This is a genomic window from Helicobacter pylori (assembly GCF_011140715.1).
Classification (GTDB): domain Bacteria; phylum Campylobacterota; class Campylobacteria; order Campylobacterales; family Helicobacteraceae; genus Helicobacter; species Helicobacter pylori_DA.
Genome location: NZ_SFZZ01000050.1, coordinates 24,247 through 44,378, shown reverse-complemented (window position 1 = coordinate 44,378; position 20,132 = coordinate 24,247). Strand labels below are relative to the sequence as shown.

Annotated in this window: 12 protein-coding genes and 2 pseudogenes; 10 read left to right on the top strand and 4 right to left on the bottom strand. The window is 38.8% G+C overall.

The features are described from left to right. Positions 1-3 precede the first annotated feature (3 nt). Positions 4-1,467 (bottom strand): peptidylprolyl isomerase, encoded by a 1,464-nt coding sequence (locus EWZ81_RS04555; protein WP_165549164.1) that lies wholly within the window; start codon positions 1,465-1,467, stop codon positions 4-6. 129 nt (positions 1,468-1,596) lie between these two features. Between EWZ81_RS04555 and bioA the strand changes: the two genes are divergently transcribed. Then, positions 1,597-2,907 (top strand): adenosylmethionine--8-amino-7-oxononanoate transaminase, encoded by a 1,311-nt coding sequence (gene bioA, locus EWZ81_RS04550; RefSeq protein ID WP_165549163.1) that lies wholly within the window; start codon positions 1,597-1,599, stop codon positions 2,905-2,907. Positions 2,908-3,025: 118 nt separating this feature from the next. Here the strand turns inward: bioA and gatC are convergent, their stop codons facing one another. From gatC to EWZ81_RS04535, 3 genes are read right to left on the bottom strand one after another with little or no spacing between them, the layout of a single operon-like run. Continuing rightward, positions 3,026-3,307: an Asp-tRNA(Asn)/Glu-tRNA(Gln) amidotransferase subunit GatC gene (gatC, locus tag EWZ81_RS04545; RefSeq protein WP_165549162.1), complete on the bottom strand. Its 282-nt coding sequence runs from the start codon at positions 3,305-3,307 to the stop codon at positions 3,026-3,028. Between the two features lie 14 nt (positions 3,308-3,321). Beyond that, entirely contained in the window at positions 3,322-4,797 is a 1,476-nt protein-coding gene (gpmI, locus tag EWZ81_RS04540) for a 2,3-bisphosphoglycerate-independent phosphoglycerate mutase (RefSeq protein ID WP_165549161.1), read from the bottom strand. Between the two features lie 12 nt (positions 4,798-4,809). Beyond that, a complete protein-coding gene (locus EWZ81_RS04535; RefSeq protein WP_165549160.1) occupies positions 4,810-5,892 on the bottom strand; it encodes a hypothetical protein in 1,083 nt (360 codons plus the stop codon). A 112-nt stretch (positions 5,893-6,004) separates the two neighbouring features. On the opposite strand from EWZ81_RS04535, the gene glyS reads away from it, so the two are divergent. From glyS to EWZ81_RS04490, 9 genes and pseudogenes are all read left to right on the top strand, one after another. Then, positions 6,005-8,110, top strand: coding sequence for a glycine--tRNA ligase subunit beta (gene glyS, locus EWZ81_RS04530; protein ID WP_165549159.1), 2,106 nt, complete (start codon positions 6,005-6,007; stop codon positions 8,108-8,110). After that, positions 8,100-9,398, top strand: a complete 1,299-nt coding sequence (locus EWZ81_RS04525; protein WP_165549158.1) for a TolC family protein — start codon at positions 8,100-8,102, stop codon at positions 9,396-9,398. Before glyS ends, EWZ81_RS04525 begins: the two co-directional genes overlap by 11 nt. Next, positions 9,395-10,474, top strand: a complete 1,080-nt coding sequence (locus tag EWZ81_RS04520; protein WP_165549157.1) for an efflux RND transporter periplasmic adaptor subunit — start codon at positions 9,395-9,397, stop codon at positions 10,472-10,474. The genes EWZ81_RS04525 and EWZ81_RS04520 overlap by 4 nt, the downstream gene beginning before the upstream one ends. Further along, positions 10,474-13,533 (top strand): efflux RND transporter permease subunit, encoded by a 3,060-nt coding sequence (locus EWZ81_RS04515; RefSeq protein WP_165549156.1) that lies wholly within the window; start codon positions 10,474-10,476, stop codon positions 13,531-13,533. The genes EWZ81_RS04520 and EWZ81_RS04515 overlap by 1 nt, the downstream gene beginning before the upstream one ends. Before the next feature lie 10 nt (positions 13,534-13,543). Further along, complete coding sequence (locus EWZ81_RS04510) at positions 13,544-13,825, top strand: DUF3240 family protein (protein WP_000880303.1); 282 nt, start codon at positions 13,544-13,546, stop codon at positions 13,823-13,825. A 67-nt stretch (positions 13,826-13,892) separates the two neighbouring features. Continuing rightward, complete coding sequence (locus EWZ81_RS04505; RefSeq protein ID WP_165549155.1) at positions 13,893-14,180, top strand: virulence factor; 288 nt, start codon at positions 13,893-13,895, stop codon at positions 14,178-14,180. A gap of 260 nt (positions 14,181-14,440) precedes the next feature. Then, positions 14,441-16,087, top strand: coding sequence for a dynamin-like GTPase family protein (locus tag EWZ81_RS04500; RefSeq protein ID WP_165549154.1), 1,647 nt, complete (start codon positions 14,441-14,443; stop codon positions 16,085-16,087). Positions 16,088-16,089: 2 nt separating this feature from the next. Further along, a pseudogene (locus EWZ81_RS04495) lies at positions 16,090-18,426 on the top strand (dynamin family protein). 22 nt (positions 18,427-18,448) lie between these two features. Next, positions 18,449-20,028: pseudogene (locus tag EWZ81_RS04490) on the top strand (dynamin family protein). Positions 20,029-20,132: the final 104 nt, after the last annotated feature.

Below are 20,132 nucleotides of genomic sequence, written 5' to 3'. Positions count from 1 at the left end.
GCATTATTGAATGTATTTGACTATCTTATAGCGTTTTTTCAATTCTTCTATCAACGCTTTATCAAAAAAATCCGTTTTAGTGTTATTGACTAAACGCTGCATGTACTGGCTTTCTTCTGCGCTAAAGGGGTGGTTGAAATTTTGTTCTGTGATTTGATAAAGCACCACTTTATTACCTATGGTTACAAACCCCTTTTTTTCCTGGCGGTTAAAAAGGGTGTTGATAAATTTGGCGCTCTCTTCTTGATTCAGCTCATTAATAGTGCCTCCAAAATTAGGGCTTACATAGCCCACGCTTTTCCCTTTAAAATCCTTAAGTTTTTCTTTAGCTAAAGTTTGCAACGCCATAAGGGTTTTTTCTTGAGTCAGACGGGTTTTAAGAGCGTTTTTGGCTTCATCAAAATTTTGCAATTCGTCTTTAACTTGAGAGATGAGCTGCACCACAATAAAACCATCTTTAAAAGGCTCTGGTTTTAGGACTTCAAGGGGCTTGAGAGCGGTGAGTTTTTGCGTGATTTCAGCAGTATAGGGGGAGTTGTTTTCTTCAAAATCTTGCGTGGTGTAGTTTTGTGCGTTCGCTTTTTTTAGAGCGATATAGCTCCTTAAGGCTTTTTCATTCGCTTTTTGCATGCTTAAATCATGCTTGACTTGCTCTTGAACGCTTTTAAAATCCTGTAATTTCCCCTCTTTGTCCAAATAAGAAACCTTGTTTTTATGGTAGTATTCCTCCAACTCTTTCAAATCAGTTTTTTCTAAACTAGCGTCAAAATATAAAGAGCGTGTTTTAAAGCTTGTGGGCTTTTTAAAATCCTTTCTATGGTTTTCATAATATTTTTTCATCTCTTCTTCATTGAGAGAGATTTTAACATCATCAGGGTTTAGGATAAGAATGTCTAATTTGTCTTGCAATTTTGCCCAAAGCGATAAACTGGATTGCTCCAAAGGGGTGGTGGTTTTGGGGAATAGAGTGCTGATTTTTTGAAGGATTAAAAGCCTTTCAACGCTTTCTTCAAAATGCTTGGGGCGGTAATGGCTTTGCTTTAAGATATTTTTATACAACTCCTCATCAAAAACGCCATCTTTTTGAAAAACGCTTGTTTTTCTGATCTCTTTCGCCACTTCTTGCTTGGTAGCGCCAAGCCCTAAATCTAAAGCGAGATTTCTCAATAGGGCTTGATTGATGAGCGAATCTAAAGCGCTTTTTTCTAAATGCATGGCTTTGATTTGATCCTCAGTGAGTTCTTTAAAATTGGGGATAGACTCAGCGTATGCGTCTTTAAGGCGGCGGTATTCTTGGGCTAATTCTTCTTGAGAAATCTTAATCTGTCCCACTTTGGCAGCGCTATCGCTATCTAAAGAAAAGCTGTATTGCCCCCAGCCTATCATCCCGGCAGCAATAAAAGCGATCGTGCTTATCCATATTGTAACCACTAAATACTTTCTATGATTTTGCATCCATTCAATCATAAGAACTCTAATCCCTTTTAAAAAATCAAAAATGTGAAATTCAGGTTTAAACAACCTTATAGTAAAATCAAATAACCTTATTTTAACCAAAGGTTATTAAAATTATCCTTATTATAGAGAGTTTTTAACATGAATTTTCAAGAAAATTTAGCCGCTTTGGATTTGGAGTATCTTTGGCACCCTTGCTCGCAAATGCAAGAGCATCAAAATTTCCCCATTATCCCCATTAAAAAGGCTCAAGGGATTTATCTCTATGATTTTAATGATAACGCCTACATGGATTTAATCAGCTCATGGTGGGTGAATCTTTTTGGGCATAATAACGCCTACATCAGCCAGCAGCTCAAAAATCAAATTGATAATTTAGAGCATGTCCTTTTGGCCTCTTTTAGCCATAAGCCCATCATCACGCTCTCTCAAAGGCTTTGCCAGCTCACCGGTATGGATAAATGCTTTTATGCGGATAACGGCTCATCTTGTATTGAAATCGCTTTGAAAATGAGCTATCACGCCCATTTTTTAAAGAATCAAACGCGCCCTAAAAAGCTTTTTTTATCGCTTTCTAATTCCTATCATGGCGAGACTTTGGGAGCGTTAAGCGTGGGCGATGTGAAACTTTATAAAGACACTTACACCCCCTTATTGCTCAAGAATCTCATCACGCCCGTGCCTAAAAACGACAGCGAGATAGAAAATAGTTTGAACGCTTTAAAGCGTTTGTTAGATAAACATGGTGAAGAAATTTGTGCCTTCATTGCAGAGCCGCTTTTGCAATGCGCAGGGAATATGCATATTTATAGCGCGAAGTATTTAAAACAAGCTGTTTTATTGTGCAAGCAAAAAGACATCCACATTATTTTTGATGAAATCGCTACCGGGTTTGGGCGCACAGGGAGCATGTTTGCTTATGAACAATGCGAAATTGAGCCTGATTTTTTATGCTTGTCTAAAGGGATTAGTGGGGGGTATTTGCCTTTAAGCGCGCTATTAACCCGCAATGAAATCTATAACCAATTTTACGCTCCCTATGAAGAAAATAAAGCGTTTTTGCATTCGCACAGCTACACAGGAAACGCCCTAGCATGTGCATGCGCGAACGCTACGCTGGATATTTTTGAAAAAGAAAATGTTATTGAAAAAAACAAGGCTTTAAGCGAGTTGATTTTTAGAACGCTCCAAAACGCGTTAAAACCCTTGATAGAGCGACAAGTGGTGTCTGATTTAAGGCATTTGGGCATGGTCTTTGCCTTTGAAGTTTTTATTCAAACTAAAGAGCGTTTGAGTCTGGCGGTTTTTAAAAAAGCTCTAAAAAAAGGTTTGTTACTGCGCCCCTTAAACAACACGATCTATCTCATGCCTCCTTATATTATCATGCATGAAGAAGTCAAAAAGGCGGTTGCGGGGTTAGTGGAAGTGATTGATGAGTTAAAAAAAGGCTGAAAGCGTTTTTAAAAATAAAATAGTAAAAAATCTTGAATTGGATCAAGCGATAGCCTCTTTTTCTCTTTGATTTTAAAAATCAAGCTTTTCACTTGATATTAAGCCTATTCAATCAAACCTATTCAATGATTTTAGGTACAACGAAATAATGATCCTGGCTGTGTTTGTTGTGGCTTAAAATCTCTTTGGCAATGTTAGGTTGGCTTTTGGGCTTATCTTCTCTTAAGGGGGTGCATAGCTCTGTATCCGTTTTTAGTGCATGAGTTTCTAAAGCGAAGATGTTTTCTACAAAGCCTAAAACCTCCGCTAAATGGCCTTTAACGCTCTCTTTATGCTCGTCTTTAATTTCTAACATGCTCAATTTTTCCAAGCGTTGCAATAGTTTATCATCAATTTGCATTCTTTTCCTTTAGTTTAAAATAGGGGTTCGTCCATTGTTGCTGGGGCTTTGATGCCCATGAGCTTTAACACGCTGCTAGCGATATTGTTCAACGCTCCGTTTTTTATGGATTTGACTCCATCCCCCAAAACAAAGCAATACACGCTCCCAGCGGTGTGGTTGGTTAAGGGGTTTTGGTTTTCATCTTTCATGCGTTCGCAATTCCCATGATCGCTTGTTAAAAGCATGGCGTAATCCAATTCTTTAGCCAGTGAAAGGATTTCCCCTAAGCATGCATCCACTGCTTCTACCGCTTTAATACTCGCTTCAAAATTCCCCGTATGCCCCACCATGTCGCCATTGGCAAAATTCACAATGATCAAATCCGTGCCTAGTTTCATTTGCTCTAACACCGCAAGGGTTACTTCTTTAGCGCTCATTTCAGGCTTTAAATCATAAGTGGTAACTTTAGGGCTTTGGATAAGCACTCGGTTTTCATTTTTAAAAGGCGTCTCCACTCCGCCATTGATGAAAAAGGTTACATGCGCGTATTTTTCAGTCTCAGCGATATGGCTTTGGGTCAGGTTGTGTTGAGAGACCACTTCAGCGAGCGTGTTTTGAACGCTTTCTTTGGGGAATAAAACAGGGTAGGGGAAAGTGTTATCATAAGGCGTCATGGTAGCGATATGGAGTTTTTTAAAAGCTTGGCGCTTAAAGCCACTGAATTCCTTTTGGCCTAAAGCGCTCACGATTTCTCTAGCCCTATCATTCCTGAAATTGATAAAAATAAAGCTTTCACCATCTTGCATGCCGCAATAATCTTTAAAACAAGTGGGCATGATAAATTCATCAGTGATATTTTTATCGTATTGGCTTTGGATATATTCGCTAGGGCTTAAAGGCGTGTGATTAAGCCCCATTAGGCTGTTATACGCAATCTCAATCCTTTCAAAGCGATTGTCCCTATCCATCGCATAAAAACGACCACCTATGGTAGCGATTTGAATGTTTTCATTGCAGATATTTTGCATGGTTTCTAAATAAGTTAAAGCGCTTTTAGGAGCCACATCGCGCCCATCGGTGATTAAATGCAGACAGACTTTTTTATGGGATTTTTCACACTCTAAAGCCAGAGCGATAAAATGCTCAATGTGTGAATGCACGCCTCCATCGCTCATCAAACCCATAAGATGCACTACTTTACTTTTTTGGATCGTGTTTAAAAAAGCGGGGTTGTTTTTTAATTCATCGTTTTGAAAGCTTAAAGAAATTTTAACTAAATCCTGATACAGCACCCTACCAGCCCCAATGCACATATGCCCCACTTCAGAATTTCCCATTTGCCCTTCAGGTAAACCCACGCTCAAGCCATGCGTATCAATCAGGCTATAAGGCAAGGTTTTAAACATCAAGTCATAAGTGGGTTTTTTGGCATGGAAGAAAGCGTTATGATCGCTATCTTTACGATACCCAATGCCATCAGTGATAATCAAAAGAGTTTTTTGCGCCATTTTTAGGACTTTTTAAAGCTCTTGCATGAGAGTGATGTGGTTAGCTAAAATCGCATTCCTTTGCCCTGGAGAGCAATTTTTGCACACTTCTTTATTTTTAGAATTTTTGGAAGCGGTTTTAGTGTGGCTTTTTACATTATTTATATTATTTTTGGAGAAGCGTTTTGGACTCGCTTTAGCCGGTTTTTTGGGGCTTTTTTTAGCGGGTGCAAAATCAGCGCTATTATTTTGAGCCAAATACATGGGTTTATCTTTTGCTTTTTCTGGCTTGTTGGTTATTTGCTCGCTAGTTGCCTCTTTCATTTCTTGGGGTTTTTCTGCTTGGGTTTCCTCTATTTGAGATTTTTCTATTTGAGGTTTTTGGGCGGCTAAAGTTTGGGGCATAGCGTTGCCGATAGGATCTAAGTCCAAGTTACTATTAGCACTTTTTTGCAATTCTTGGTCATTACTGGACTGCGAATCAAAGATTTTAGATTCTTTCAAACGCCTGATCCTGTCTTGTATCTCTTCGTAATATTTTTCAGCATCAGCGTTAGACTTCTCGTTTTTTTCCCAACGACTGCCCTTGTTGTAAGATTTAATCATGTCTTTTAGATTGTCATGGTAGCGTGTTTTCCAATAGAGCAACTCTTTTAGAGCCACTTCAGAAGCAAACGCATCGTCTTTAATGAGTAATTCCCCCATCACATTACGCAAAAAGGGGCTATCGTTATGCCCATAGCTTTTTAGAACGCTTGGGATATAAGAATGGTACACGCCCGCACTCGGATCGGAAAAATTGATTTTATAAACCCCCGCGCATGATTCTTTCCATGCGATGCCTGCCATTTCATAGCCTAAATTTTCTTTAGAGCCGAATTGATAGGCGGCTTTTAAGACTTCTTTTTGCTTGGCGTTAAAATCTTTAAGATTATCGCAATTGGTCATCATGACTTTAGTAACGGGAGATTTGGGTTTGTTTTTAACCCCCTTAGTGGGCTTAGGCTCTGTTTTAGTGGGGCTTTCTGCTGCAACTAAGCTTAAAGATACGCTTAAGGCTGCACCTAGCCATAAGGCTTTAAAAAGGGTGTGAGTGAGTGGGGTCAAATGTTTCAAAACGCCTACCTTTTGTATTTAAAAAATAAACTAAACTAAAAATAAATTCAAGTATAATTCTAACATGATTTAGTCTTAAAAGTGATTTTGTTTTTTAGGGAGAATTGAGATTTTGCATTCAGATGAATTGTTAGTAGAGATTTTAGTTGAAGAATTGCCCGCGCAAGCGTTATTGAATGAATATAAAGAAATGCCTAAAAAACTCCACGCTCTTTTTCAAAAACGCGCTTTAGAAGTGGGAACTATAGAGGTTTTTTACACCCCTAGGCGCTTGTGTTTGTTTATTAAAGACTTTCCTCTTTTAACTCAAGAAACTAAAGAGGAATTTTTTGGGCCTCCCGTTAAAATCGCATGCAATCATCAAGATAAAACGCAAGGGTTGAACGCTCTAGGTTTAGGGTTTTATCAAAAATTAGGGTTAAAGGATCCCAAGCATTTCCAAACAGCGTTTAAAAACAATAAAGAAGTGCTTTATCACGCTAAAATCCATGCCAAACAGCCTACAAAAGATTTGATCATGCCCATTGTGTTAGAGTTTTTAGAGGGTTTGAATTTCGGGAAGTCCATGCGTTGGGGCAATGTGGAAAAAAGCTTTATCAGACCCATTCATAATATTTGCGTGTTGTTTAATGGGGAAAATTTTAACGATATTGAAGTTAAAGAGTATGGTTTTAAAACCAAGCAAGCCACCAAAGCGCACCGACAAGAGGGTTTTGATTTTATTGAAGTGGATAGCCCTAAAGCGTATTTTGAAGTTTTAGAAAAAAACCATGTCATTTTAGACCCTAAAAAGCGCGAAGCTAAAATCTTGCAAGAAATTAAAGAGTTAGAAACAAAGCACCACATCATCGTAGAAATGGATAGGGGTCTATTAGATGAGGTTGTAGCGATCACGGAATACCCCAGCGCGCTTTTAGGGGAGTTTGACAAGGCGTTTTTAAAATTACCCAGTGAAATCATCACCACTTCCATGAAAGAAAACCAGCGCTATTTTGCAACCTTTAGTCAAAAAAGCCAAGAAGAAAGCCCAACATTACACAATGGCTTTATTGTGGTGAGTAACGCTATCAATAAAGACAAGCAAAAAATCATTTTAGGCAATCAAAAGGTTTTAAAAGCCCGTTTGAGCGATGCGGTTTTCTTTTATGAAAACGATCTCAAAAAGCCTTTAGATAACGCCCCTTTAGAGAGCGTGGTTTTTGTGCAAGGTTTAGGGACTTTAAAGGATAAAATGGAGCGAGAATCAACCATCGCTCAATATTTGACGCAAAAATATCTTTCATCTTTAAACATGCCTTTAGAAAAAGCCCTTGAATTGATTGGCCGAGCCGTTCAAATCGCTAAAGCGGATTTACTCAGTGAAGTGGTGTATGAATTTAGCGAGCTTCAAGGGATCATGGGCTATTACTACGCTTTAAAACAAAATGAAAACGAGTTAGTCGCCTTGAGTGTGAAAGAGCAGTATTTGCCCGCAAGCGAAAACGCCCCCTTGCCCTCTAGTGTTTTTAGCGCAATCGTGGCTTTGAGCTTGAAATTAGACAGCCTGTTTTCTCTTTTTAGCGCGGGTAAAATCCCTAGCGGATCTAAAGATCCTTTTGCTTTAAGGCGCTTGAGTTTTGGGCTATTGAAAATCATTGCGCATTATGGGTTAGAATTTGATTTGAAAGCGGATTTAAAAAATCTCTTTGAAAAAGTGGGCGTTTATCAAAGCTTTGATTTAGAGATTTTAGAAAAGTTTTTACTGGAGCGCTTTAATAATTTAATAGATTGTAACCCTTCTATCATAAGGAGCGTGTTAAACACCAACGAGCGAGACATTGTTAAAATCATTCAAAAAGTCAAGGCCTTAAAACGCTTTTTAGACGATCCTAAAAACGCTCAAAAAAAAGAGTTGCTTTTTAGCGCTTTCAAACGCCTAGCCAATATCAATAAAGACAGAAACCCTAACGAGTCAAGCGAGTTTTCTACCCGTCTTTTTAAAGAGCCAAAAGAGCATGCCCTTTTTGAAGCGTTCAATGCGATCAAAACGAGCGCTTTTGAGAGTTTGGATAGCAAAATAGAGGCTTATTTTGGTTTGCATGCACCTTTAGAAGAATATTTTAAAAGCGTGTTAGTGATGGATAAAGACATAGAAATCCAAAAAAATCGTAAAAATTTCCTATGGGGCGTGTATCAAAGTTTCTTAGAAATTGGGGATATTAAAGAAATTGCGATTTAATGCTATCAAACGCAAAGTCCAGCGTTTTTTAGGGATCGTTTCTTTTATAAGCATGCTTAGTGCGGGCATGCTTAGCGCGAAAATCTTTACCCTACAAGAGTTTTTTAAAGAAGTAGAAATTAATTCAATGGAGTTGATCGGCAAAAAAGCCGATTTTAAAAGCCGTTTGAATGAGCAACGCTCCGTAAACGCTTGGGATTTCCCCTATATTTATAATGAAACTTCTATGGTGAAAAACTTCCAAGGCATTGTAGAAGCGCAGCCCAGAACCCTTTTAATAGTAAGGCCCAAGCTCCCATGGGTGAGTTCGCTTTTATCCAAAAGCCTTTCTATCAAAACCATTCAATACGATAAAAGTTATCAATTGAGTAAAAATCTCGCTTTTATTGGCGCTAAACGCCTTTATTTGACTTATGTGATGACTAAAGAAAAGTATCAGGTGTATGTGCAACGAGAAGCGAACTTTTATTCGCAGCTCAAAATCGCTAAAGAAAAAGTCAAAGCCGGCAGCATGAGCGAAAAGGATTACATCAACTTCAAGAATTCTTATTTGGAATCCAAACTCGCTAAAACCAATGTGGAAACCAAACTCATAGATTTAGAAAAAATGCTAGACACGATGCTCGCTATTGTAGAGCCGGTCAAAGAGGGGGCGCATTTTGACACTTATTTAAACCATTTGCATGATGTCAAGGTGATCGGTTTGGATTTTGAATACGTGCGATTAGAGCCTGAAGCCTTAAAGTTCAAACTGGATCGCTCGTTGTATGTGGATATTTTGGATTTGACGGCTAAAGATTATCAGGTGAATGCGAAATTGGCTAATAGAGATGTGTTTAATGCATTTGAATTTGGGATTGGCTCTGAAAGCTATAACTCTTCAACCAATCTTTCCGTGGAAGTGCGTATCCCTTTACCGGTAACGCCTAAAAATATCTATCAAAAGCGTAAATTCTTGGATTTGCAAAGCGGGACGCTCGCGCAAAATGAAGTGATGAAACGAAACATTAGAATCAACGCCAACTCCTACTTAAACCAGCTCAAAACCAAAGAAGCATACATTGAAACCCAAAAAGAAGCCATTGCCAATAAGAAGCGTTTGATGGAAATGGGGCGCATCGCTTATGAAGCCCAAAAAATCGGGCTTTTTGAATACTTGATTTATCAAAATTCTTACATGGACGCTCTCATCACTCTAGCGGAAGCGAAGATCGAATACATTGATATTAGCGCGCTTTTAGAAGAGACTTTAGGGGAGAGCTTGACCAGATTAGGAGAATTGCATTGAAGCGGGCGTTATGGTGGCTTATGTTAATGGGCGTTTTTTCAATGGGTGTTTCTTTAAAAGCCAAAGAGTATCCAGAAATTGTTTTAGAAGAAAAAAACTTGCAACCCATGGGGTTAAAGGTGATTAAATTAGATAAAGAGATTTTCAGTAAAGGGCTTCCTTTTAACGCTTATATTGATTTTGATAGTAAAAGTTCTGTGGTGCAGAGTTTGAGTTTTGATGCGTCTGTGGTCGCTGTTTATAAAAGAGAGGGCGAGCAGGTGAAGGCTGGAGATGCGATCTGTGAAGTGAGTTCCATTGATTTGAGCAATTTGTATTTTGAATTGCAAAACAACCAAAATAAATTAAAAATCGCTAAAGATATCACTAAAAAAGATTTAGAGCTTTATAGGGCCGGGGTGATCCCTAAAAGGGAGTATCAAACTAGTTTTTTAGCCAACCAGGAAATGGGCTTAAAGGTGGAACAATTAGAGAGTGAGTTTAAAAGCTTTGGCGTGGATCCCAAAAACCCTAAAGGGCAGTATGGTTTTAGGATTGTGGCTAGAGATAGCGGTCTTTTAGCGTTAGCGCCTAAAAATGTGGGCGAGAAGATTTTAGCTTTCACTAGCTATGTGCGTATTTCAAAAAGCGATGATTTGATCGCTCAAATTAAATTGCCTGTAGGCGTTTCTAAATCCATTAAAAGAGATTCGCCGGTCTATAATGAAGAGGGGGAAAAAATTGGAAAAATCCAAAGCATTTCGGTGGTGTTAGACAAAGGCTCTAACACGATTTTAGCCACCGCTTTATTAGATGAGGGCAATTACCATGTGGGGGAAATGGTAGAAATGTATATTCAAGGCTCACAGCCTAAAGGCTCGGTTTTGATCCCTTCAAACGCTTTGATCAGAAACGGAAAGGATTACCTGGTGTTTGTGAGAACGCCTAAAGGTTTTAGGCCTGTGGTGGTTCAAGTTTTAGAAGAGCGCAGCAAGATTTTTATCGTGAACGCTAAAAATTTACACCCCAATGACAGCGTGGCAGTGGGGTCATTGATAGGGTTAAAAGGCATGATCAACAATTTAGGGGAAGAATAATGCTCGCTTCCATTATTGAATTTTCCTTACGCCAGCGAATAATCGTGATTGTTGGCGCGATTCTTGTTTTGTTTTTTGGGACTTATAGTTTTATCCACACTCCAGTAGACGCTTTCCCGGATATTTCGCCCACTCAAGTCAAAATCATTTTAAAACTCCCCGGCTCTAGCCCTGAAGAAATGGAAAACAACATCGTGCGCCCTTTAGAATTGGAGCTTTTAGGCTTAAAGGGGCAAAAATCTTTAAGAAGTGTTTCAAAATATTCTATTTCAGACATCACGATAGATTTTGATGACAGCGTGGATATTTATTTAGCGAGAAACATTGTTAATGAACGCTTGAGCAGCGTGATGAAAGATTTGCCCGTGGGGGTTGAAGGGGGCATGGCACCCATTGTTACGCCGTTGTCAGACATCTTTATGTTCACCATTGATGGCAATATCACCGAAATAGAAAAACGACAGCTTTTAGACTTTGTGATCCGCCCGCAATTAAGAATGATTAGCGGCGTGGCGGATGTCAATTCTATTGGAGGCTTTAGTAAAGCGTTTGTGATCGTGCCGGATTTTAACGACATGGCAAGGCTTGGGGTGAGTATTTCTGATTTAGAATCGGCTGTGAGAGTGAATTTAAGAAACAGCGGAGCGGGGCGCGTGGATAGAGATGGCGAAACCTTTTTAGTCAAAATCCAAACCGCTTCTTTGAGTTTAGAAGACATTGGCAAAATCACCGTTTCCACTAATTTAGGGCATTTGCACATTAAGGATTTTGCAAAAGTCATCAGCCAGTCTCGCACCCGTTTGGGGTTTGTTACTAAAGATGGCGTGGGCGAGACCACAGAGGGCTTGGTGCTTTCTTTAAAAGAAGCCAACACGAAAGAAATCATCGCTCAAGTGTATCAAAAATTAGAGGAATTAAAACCCCTTTTACCGAATGGCGTTTCCATTAATGTTTTTTATGATCGCTCAGAATTCACGCAAAAAGCCATTGCCACCGTTTCTAAAACCCTCATTGAAGCCGTTGTTTTAATCATCATCACGCTCTTTTTATTTTTAGGGAATTTGAGGGCGAGCGTGGCTGTGGGGGTGATTTTACCCTTAAGCTTGTCCGTGGCGTTTATTTTTATCAAGCTCAATAATTTGACTTTAAACTTGATGAGTTTAGGGGGGTTGGTTATCGCTATAGGCATGCTCATTGACTCAGCCGTGGTGGTGGTGGAAAACGCTTTTGAAAAATTGAGCGCTAACACTAAAACCACTAAACTCCATGCAATCTATCGTTCTTGTAAAGAAATCGCCGTTTCAGTGGTGAGTGGGGTGGTGATCATTATTGTGTTTTTTGTGCCGATTCTAACCTTACAGGGGTTAGAGGGCAAGATGTTTAGGCCTTTAGCGCAAAGCATTGTGTATGCGCTTTTAGGCACTTTAGTTCTATCTATTACGATCATTCCTGTAGTCAGCTCTCTTGTTTTAAAAGCCACACCCCATAGCGAAACCTTTTTAACGAGGTTTTTAAACAGAATCTACGCCCCTTTATTGGAATTTTTTGTGCGTAACCCTAAAAAAGTGATTTTAGGAGCGTTTGTTTTTTTAGTGGCGAGCCTTTCTTTATTCCCTTTTGTGGGGAAGAATTTCATGCCCGCTTTAGATGAGGGCGATGTGGTTTTGAGCGTGGAAACCACCCCCTCTATTTCCTTAGATCAATCTAAAGATCTCATGTTAAACATTGAAAGCGCGATTAAAAAGCACATCAAGGAAGTTAAAAGCATTGTCGCGCGCACAGGGAGCGATGAATTGGGGCTGGATTTAGGGGGCTTGAATCAAACCGATACTTTTATTTCTTTTATTCCTAAAAAAGAATGGAGCGTTAAAACCAAAGATGAATTATTAGAAAAAATCATGGATTCTTTAAAAGACTTTAAGGGGATTAACTTTTCTTTCACCCAACCCATTGAAATGAGGATTTCTGAAATGCTGACAGGGGTTAGGGGGGATTTAGCGGTTAAGATTTTTGGAGATGATATTGGCGAATTGAATAAATTGAGCTTTCAAATCGCGCAAGCTTTAAAAGGGATTAAGGGATCTAGTGAAGTTTTAACCACGCTCAATGAGGGCGTGAATTATTTGTATGTAACCCCTAATAAAGAATCGATGGCGGATGTGGGGATCACTAGCGATGAATTTTCCAAGTTTTTAAAATCCGCTTTAGAGGGCTTGGTTGTAGATGTGATCCCTACAGGGATTTCACGAACCCCAGTGATGATCCGCCAAGAGAGCGATTTTGCAAGCTCTATCACAAAGATTAAAAGCTTGGCCTTGACTTCAAAATATGGCGTTTTAGTGCCTATCACTTCTATCGCTAAGATTGAAGAAGTGGATGGCCCTGTTTCTGTTGTGCGTGAAAATTCAATGCGCATGAGCGTGGTTCGCAGTAATGTGGTGGGGCGCGATTTGAACTCTTTCGTAGAAGAGGCTAAAAAAGTCATCGCTCAAAACATCAAACTCCCTTCTAGCTACTATATCACTTATGGGGGGCAGTTTGAAAACCAGCAACGGGCCAATAAAAGGCTCTCCACCGTTATCCCCTTAAGCATCTTAGCGATTTTTTTCATTCTTTTTTTCACTTTTAAAAGCATTCCTTTAGCTTTGCTCATTCTTTTGAATATCCCTTTTGCGGTTACCGGAGGCCTTATTGCGTTGTTTGCGCTAGGGGAGTATATTTCAGTGCCAGCGAGTGTGGGCTTTATCGCTCTTTTTGGGATTGCGGTTTTAAACGGCGTGGTGATGATAGGCTATTTTAAAGAGCTTCTCTTACAAGGGAAAAGCGTGGAAGAATGCGTTTTATTGGGTGCTAAAAGGCGTTTGAGGCCGGTTTTAATGACCGCTTGCATTGCCGGTTTGGGTTTGCTCCCTTTATTATTTTCTCATAGCGTGGGATCCGAAGTCCAAAAACCTTTAGCGATCGTGGTGCTTGGAGGTTTGGTTACCTCAAGCGCTCTAACCTTACTCTTACTGCCGCCCATGTTCATGCTCATCGCTAAAAAGATTAAAATCAATTAAGGGATTTCACATGCTCGCTTTAGAAATTTATATTGATATTTGCTTGAAAGACGCTTTAATAGATTATTTATTTGAAAAAGGCTTTGATGATTTTTTTTATGTGGAATGCTATAAATACGCCGCTTCTTCGCTGCTTTTAAGCCAAAAAGAGCAGGTGAGCGGGCGCAAAGACTACGCTAAATTCAAGCTTTTTTTAAGCGATGAGATCGCTTTATCTCTAGCAAAAGCTTTAAAAAACCAGTTCGCTTCTAAAGACATGAAATTATTTTATTCTCAAACGCATGGGTTGTAAAACGCATGCATTAACCAAACGAAATTCTAAGTAAAAATATGCTATAACACCAATAAAGGAGCTAATGATGTATGCTGTAACTTTTGATCTTGACACGAATTGCTTGAATGAAAACGGGATGGATCTGTCAAAAGTTTATTCGGATATTCGTAAATTCATGGAACAACACGGCTTTAAATGGCAACAAGGTAGCGTGTATTTTGGCGATGAAACCATCAATGCTGTTACTTGTGTCGCTACGGTGCAAATTCTAGCCAAACAAATACCATGTTTTGCGGATTGTGTTAAAGATGTCAGAATGTTAAAAATAGAAGAAAACAACGATTTGATGCCGGCTATTAAAATCGTTTTATAAGCATAGCTTTTGCGGGTTTTGGCAAACAAGAGGATTCTTAGGCTATATCCGTAAAAATCAAGTACAATACCCACTATTAAATGGTGCTAGGAGTTTGTAATGACTATTATTCTTAAGAATTCGCCTTCTCTCTCTCTCTCTAGTCAGCCGTTTTATCTTTTCACCCCCATATAAACCCATACCCATATAAACCCTATCTGTTTTTTTAGGGATTTTTGCGTTTGATTTAGATTTTAATTTTTAATTTTAAAGGATTGGTGATGATTTTACGCGCACAAACGAATTTTGTGGAGTTTTTAGAACAGGTTTTAGAAGTTTTAAAAGAAGTGGAGATCGATAAAACAGAATGCTCTACTCTTTTAGCGAGCATTCAAAAACAACAGCTTGTGATACCCGTTGTGGGGAATTTTAGCGCAGGGAAAAGCACGCTATTAAACCGCTTTTTAGGCAGTAGCGTTTTGCCTACCGGTATCACGCCAGAGACTTCTTTAGCCACTGAATTACATTATAGCGCTAATGAACGCATAGAGGCTTTTTCAAGCAATGATGAAAAAACAGAGAGTTTTGAACTGAATGAGCAAAGTTTTGAGACGATTAAAGAGAATGCGGCGAAGTATTCCTACCTTAAGGTTTATTTGAATAATGAGGCTTTGAAAAACAGCGCGCCTTTGGTGTTTGTGGATATGCCCGGGTTTGATAGCCCCATTTCAAGCCACACCCATGCCATTTTGGAATATTTAGAAAGGGGCGTGCATTTTGTCATTCTCACAAGCGTAGAAGAGGGCAATCTCACTAAACGCATGGTTAGGGAATTGAAAAACCTTTTAGAGTTTGACAAAGGCCTTAGCTTTATTTTGAGTAAAACGAATTTAAGGACGCCTTCGCAAGTGGGAGAGATTTCTCATTATATTGAAGAGCAACTTCAGGATCACCTTGATTTGACAACGCATCTTATTTATTCTAATAAAGACAATAACACTCTTTTAGAGGTGGCGGATAAAATAGACGCTGAAAAGCTTTTTAGCGCTTTGTATTTGAAACGATTGAAGTTTTTAAATTCCCAGTTACAAAACAGCCTAAAAAGCGTGATGGAAAGCTTTGATTACTCCAAAGAAAAGGCTTTAGAAGAAATACAATCTTTGGATTTGGGCGTTAAAGACATTGAAAAAACCTATGAAAAATTAAGGGCTAATTTAGAAGAAGAATATTCTAGCGTAGCTGTGGGATCGGTGGTTAAAAAAGTAGTAGAAGAGGTCAGGGAGCAAAAATCCTATTTAGCCTCTTTAATCAACAAGCCTAACGAGTTCAATAGCGAAATAGAAAGCATCATGCAACAAAGCTTGATCAAAAACGCTAAATTAGAGATTGAAGAGATCAACCTTTCTTCTTCAAAAGATTTTTGCGTGGAATTTGCAAGCTTGAACAACACGCAGCTTTCTAGCGGCTTTTCTGTAAATGTAGAGCATGGCCTTGAATTAGGGATCAACGCCTTAAGCGTGATTTTAGCCAAGCACCCGGTTACAAGACCCTTCGCGCTGATCTTGCAAGGGCTAAAACCTCTTTTAAAAGATTTACTGACATTACTGCCTAATATCATCGCTTCATTCTTTAGAAACGAGGAAAAAGAGCGGGCGAAATTAGAAAATCTGATTGAAGTCAAAGTGATACCAGAGGTTCAATACAAGCTTAAAAAAGTTTTACCGGGCTTGTTTAATGAATGCTTGGAAAATTCCCTAAAAGGTTTAAAAGATCGGTGCGAACTGGAAATCACGCATAAAAAACAAGAAATCGCGCTCGCTCAAAAAGAAAAAGAAAAACACCTAAACGATCTAGAAGCGCAAAAACAAATCTTAGAAAACAAGATCAACGCTTTAAGCGATCTAGAACAACAATATTTAAAGGATTAAAAATGAACGCTCAAGAACTCATTAAAAAAAGCGCTTTAATTGAAAAAACGCTACAAGAACAAGGCTTGCAAGAAAGAGCTGGGCCTTTTATCAGCGAAAACGCTGTGATTACAACCGAAGAGTTAGAGAAAACGCTAAAAGAAATGCAGGCTGAAGATAGGGATCTTAAAGTCGGTATCATCGGGCGCGTGAAAGCGGGTAAAAGCTCGCTCTTAAACGCTTTGATTTTTGAGGGTGTAGAGGTTTTACCCAAAGCGGCAACACCCATGACCGCTAGCCTTACCATTTTAAAATACGCTCAAAATCTGAGCGCTGAAGTGGAGTTTTATAGCCCAAAGGATATTGCAGAGCTTGAAAACGAACATGAAAGGTATGTAAGGGAGTTTAACAGGATTGTTGGAGAAGAAGTCAAAAAGCAAAAAGAAAAACAAAGTCTTTCAAACAGAGCTAAAGAGAGAGTTAGGAATCTTAGCAACAAGTTTAGCAGAAACAAAAACCCTGAAGCAGCGCCCAAAGAGAATATTTTAAGCGATGAAGAAATAGTAAAAAGGGCTGAAAGGATCGCTAAAAACGAGTTAGAAAAGGATACAAGACTCGTTTCATCACACGATCAATACGAAAAAATGAAAAAAAGCGGATTGCTCAACACGGAAAACTTGGATCCGCGTATTCAAGCCAATAGCTTAGAAGAGCTGAATCAAAAATTGCTCCAATTCGTGGGCGCGGATGGGAAGTATATGCCCTACGCTAAAGCGGTGCAAATTTCTTTGAATAACCCCAATCTTAAAGATTTGGAAGTGATTGACACCCCAGGAGTGAATGATCCCATCGCTTCCAGGGAAGAGCGCACCAAAGCCTTATTGAAAGATTGCGATGTGGTGTTTATCATAAGCCCTTCTAATCAGTTTTTAACGGATAGCGATATGGATTTGTTTGACAGGGTTTCTAATAAAGAAGGCCTTCAAGAAATTTATTTTGTGGCAAGCCAGACAGATAGCACTGTTTGCAGTCCTAGTGAAGTGGAACAATCTCGCCAACACCTCCCTACAGCCTTTGAAAACGCGTAAAAAGCCCTTTCATCTCAATTAAATAATATCATGGAAAAGTTGATTGAAAACTACCCTAACCAACGAGAGATTTTTGAAAAAGCAATCAAAAATGGCGTCATTCTGGCTTCAGGGGTTTGCTTTAGCATGTATAAAGACTTTAGCAACCAAGCTTCTTGGGAAAGAAACCAAAAAACAGAAGAGTATCACAATGCCTTACGGAATTTAAGAGACGCTTACCCTGACGCTTTTAATAGCGATGATAAGTCTAAAGAAAGCTTATTGTTTTTAAGCAATATGGGCGCGATTGAAGAGCGTTTAGAAAAAGCCGCAAAAGAGAAAGAAAAAATCATTTCTCAAAAATGGCAAGATTATGCACAGAGCCAAGCAAACAACCTCCATAAATTCATAGCGCAGTTGTTGCAAGATTTGGAAGAAGAAAAAAAGAGGGTTAAAAGCGCTGATATGAGCGCTATCAAAGAGCAGATAAAGGCTTATCAAAACCTCTTTGGTAACATTGAAATGAAGTTTAGGGAAGCGTATGAAGAATTTATCCTGCATTTCATCAACAATATTAGAGCTGGCTTGGAAGAAACATTGAAGAAAGCTATCCAAACGGCTAAAACGCGCTCTAGAGAAGAAGAGGAAGAAGAGCATTATATTGAAAGAGTGAAGCAAGGCGGTTTGGGAGGTTGGGCAAGATGGTTTGGTAGCATTGTTGGTGAAAAAGATTGGGGCTATAATGAAGTAGAACGCACAAGAGCAACCATTAAAGCCGGAGCGGTGCTTGATTATTTGACAGAGATGCATGAAAGCTGCGAAGAAGCCTTAAACAGAAGCGCTGATTCTTTTAAAGTCGTTTTTAGAAAAGAACTCTACGCTAAAGTCTTTTCTAGAATGAGTGAAATCATCCGTGATAATAGTTTGATTGATAAATACGCTTTCAAAAAAAGCGTGATAGCTGTTTTAAATCCCATTGAATTTAAAGAGTTTGATTACACTGATAAGCTTCCTGGCGAGATAAGGGGGAAAACGGGCTTTTTAAAAGGCGATGAAGCTAATGCTTTCATACAAAGCGTGGGGAATTATGTGAGGGATTTTGAAGCTGAGGCTAAAAAAGATGTGAAAGGCTATATCCAAGGTTTAAGAGAGACTTTAGAAAGGCAAAACTTCGCCAGCGATACGCTTCAAAAACTTGAAGAAAACATGCAAAACTTACAAAATCAAGTGCAAAACAAAGAACAATCCATCGCTCAATTAGACGCAAAAATCCAAGCTTTAAAGGGAATTTAATGAGTATTAATTTTTTAATGGTATTTTTAATGACAATAGCAGGGCTGAAAACCACCACAATACAGAGGGTTTAAAAGAACGCTACGATCTAATCGCTCGTATTTTAAACGCTAAAACAAACAATGAAGGGCTAGAAGAATACCAGCAAATTTTAGACAACGAGTTTTTAAAGTTCGCTAGCGGCGTGGATTCGCTCAAAGAAAAGGAAATAGCGTTACTGATGCTCCAAGAAATCCAAAAAAAATTGCAATTGGTGGCGAGCTACCCTAGTTTGTTCCAAAAAACCATCGTTGCGGTGGGGGGAGGTTTAGCACGGGAAAATCCACCTTTTTAAACAACTTGTTGGGCTTGAAATTAAAACTCCCTGAAGACATGAAACCCACCACAGCTATCCCCACTTATTGCTTAAAGGGTAAAAGAGAAGTTTTAATGGGGTTTTCTCAAAATGGGGGCATGGTGGAATTACCTAATCTCGCTTTTGACCATCAGTTTTTAAAATCCCTTGGCTTTAATCTCAAAGAAATCATGCCTTTCATGCTTTTGAGCGCTCCTAGCGTGCCTTTTGAATTTTTATGCTTCATAGACACGCCTGGCTATAACCCCGGCAATCAAGGCTATACGGGTGGGGACGAACAAGCCTCTAAAGAATCCCTAAAACACGCTAAACACATTTTATGGCTTATTAGTTGCGAGCGTGGGGAACTTCATAAAGATGATTTAGAGTTTTTGCAAGAATTATACGAAGAAGGCAAGCAGGTTTTTATCGTATTGAGTAGGGCTGATAGGCGCACTAAAAGCCAATTAGAAGTAGTCGCTAAACAAATTAAAGAGACTTTAGAGAATAATGGCATTGAGTTTTTAGGGATTTGTGCTTACAGCGCTACAAGGTATCAAGAAATTAAAGAGTTCAGCGAAAAAAGCCCTGTTTTTGACTCGCTTGAGGAATTTCTAATGAGATTGAATCAAAGGAGCGAGAAACAAAACGAAATTTTAGGATATTTATACGAGGTGCATTTCATGTATGAAAAGGCTATTAAGCAAGACGCTAACCGATTCAAACGCTACCAAAAGGCTTTGCATTCTGTCAAACTGGATTTAATGCAAAAAGGCTTTGATGATTTCAACGATGCTACCTTTAATAAAATTTATTCGCTCAACAAAGAATTTTCTGAGCAAGAGCGATCCAAAAGAGAGAATTTAGTGCAATTGAACGGAGTGATTGACTTGTTTAAAGAAAGCATTGATAAGGTTTTTGATCGTGTGAGCGCTTTCACTTGGGAAAAATACAAAGAACAAAACGACGACGAAGAGGACGATGAAGCAAACTACAGGGAATTTGAAGAAATCAAAAAAATGGCGCTGTATTTTAGGGATCTCTGTTTGTTTTATTTGGATTGGTATGATTTGAGTGAAGAAGAAATTCAAAAATATAGAGATTGGATAGATTATGACAATGAACTGCTCCAATTAGATTATTCTTTAAGAAATTTGTCAATACTTAAAGGATATAAAGAAAGAAATGAGAAAGTTTATCAAGAGTCTTTAAACGATGAGAGGCTTCAAAATAATTTGCGGGAATGGAGGAGAACAAAACAGCGGTGATCTAGATCAGAGCGTGAAAAAATTTTCTGATTTTTACTACCCTATTTTTAATCAAAGACAGCGTTTTGAATGTAAGGGCTATTTTAAACTTATTATTGTAAAAT

Coding starts and splice junctions, on each gene's coding strand:
- EWZ81_RS04555 (WP_165549164.1), bottom strand. CDS start 1,467: ATGATTGAATGGATGCAAAATCATAGAAAGTATTTAGTGGTTACAATA.
- bioA (WP_165549163.1), top strand. CDS start 1,597: ATGAATTTTCAAGAAAATTTAGCCGCTTTGGATTTGGAGTATCTTTGG.
- gatC (WP_165549162.1), bottom strand. CDS start 3,307: ATGCAAATTGATGATAAACTATTGCAACGCTTGGAAAAATTGAGCATG.
- gpmI (WP_165549161.1), bottom strand. CDS start 4,797: ATGGCGCAAAAAACTCTTTTGATTATCACTGATGGCATTGGGTATCGT.
- EWZ81_RS04515 (WP_165549156.1), top strand. CDS start 10,474: ATGCTCGCTTCCATTATTGAATTTTCCTTACGCCAGCGAATAATCGTG.
- EWZ81_RS04510 (WP_000880303.1), top strand. CDS start 13,544: ATGCTCGCTTTAGAAATTTATATTGATATTTGCTTGAAAGACGCTTTA.
- EWZ81_RS04505 (WP_165549155.1), top strand. CDS start 13,893: ATGTATGCTGTAACTTTTGATCTTGACACGAATTGCTTGAATGAAAAC.
- EWZ81_RS04500 (WP_165549154.1), top strand. CDS start 14,441: ATGATTTTACGCGCACAAACGAATTTTGTGGAGTTTTTAGAACAGGTT.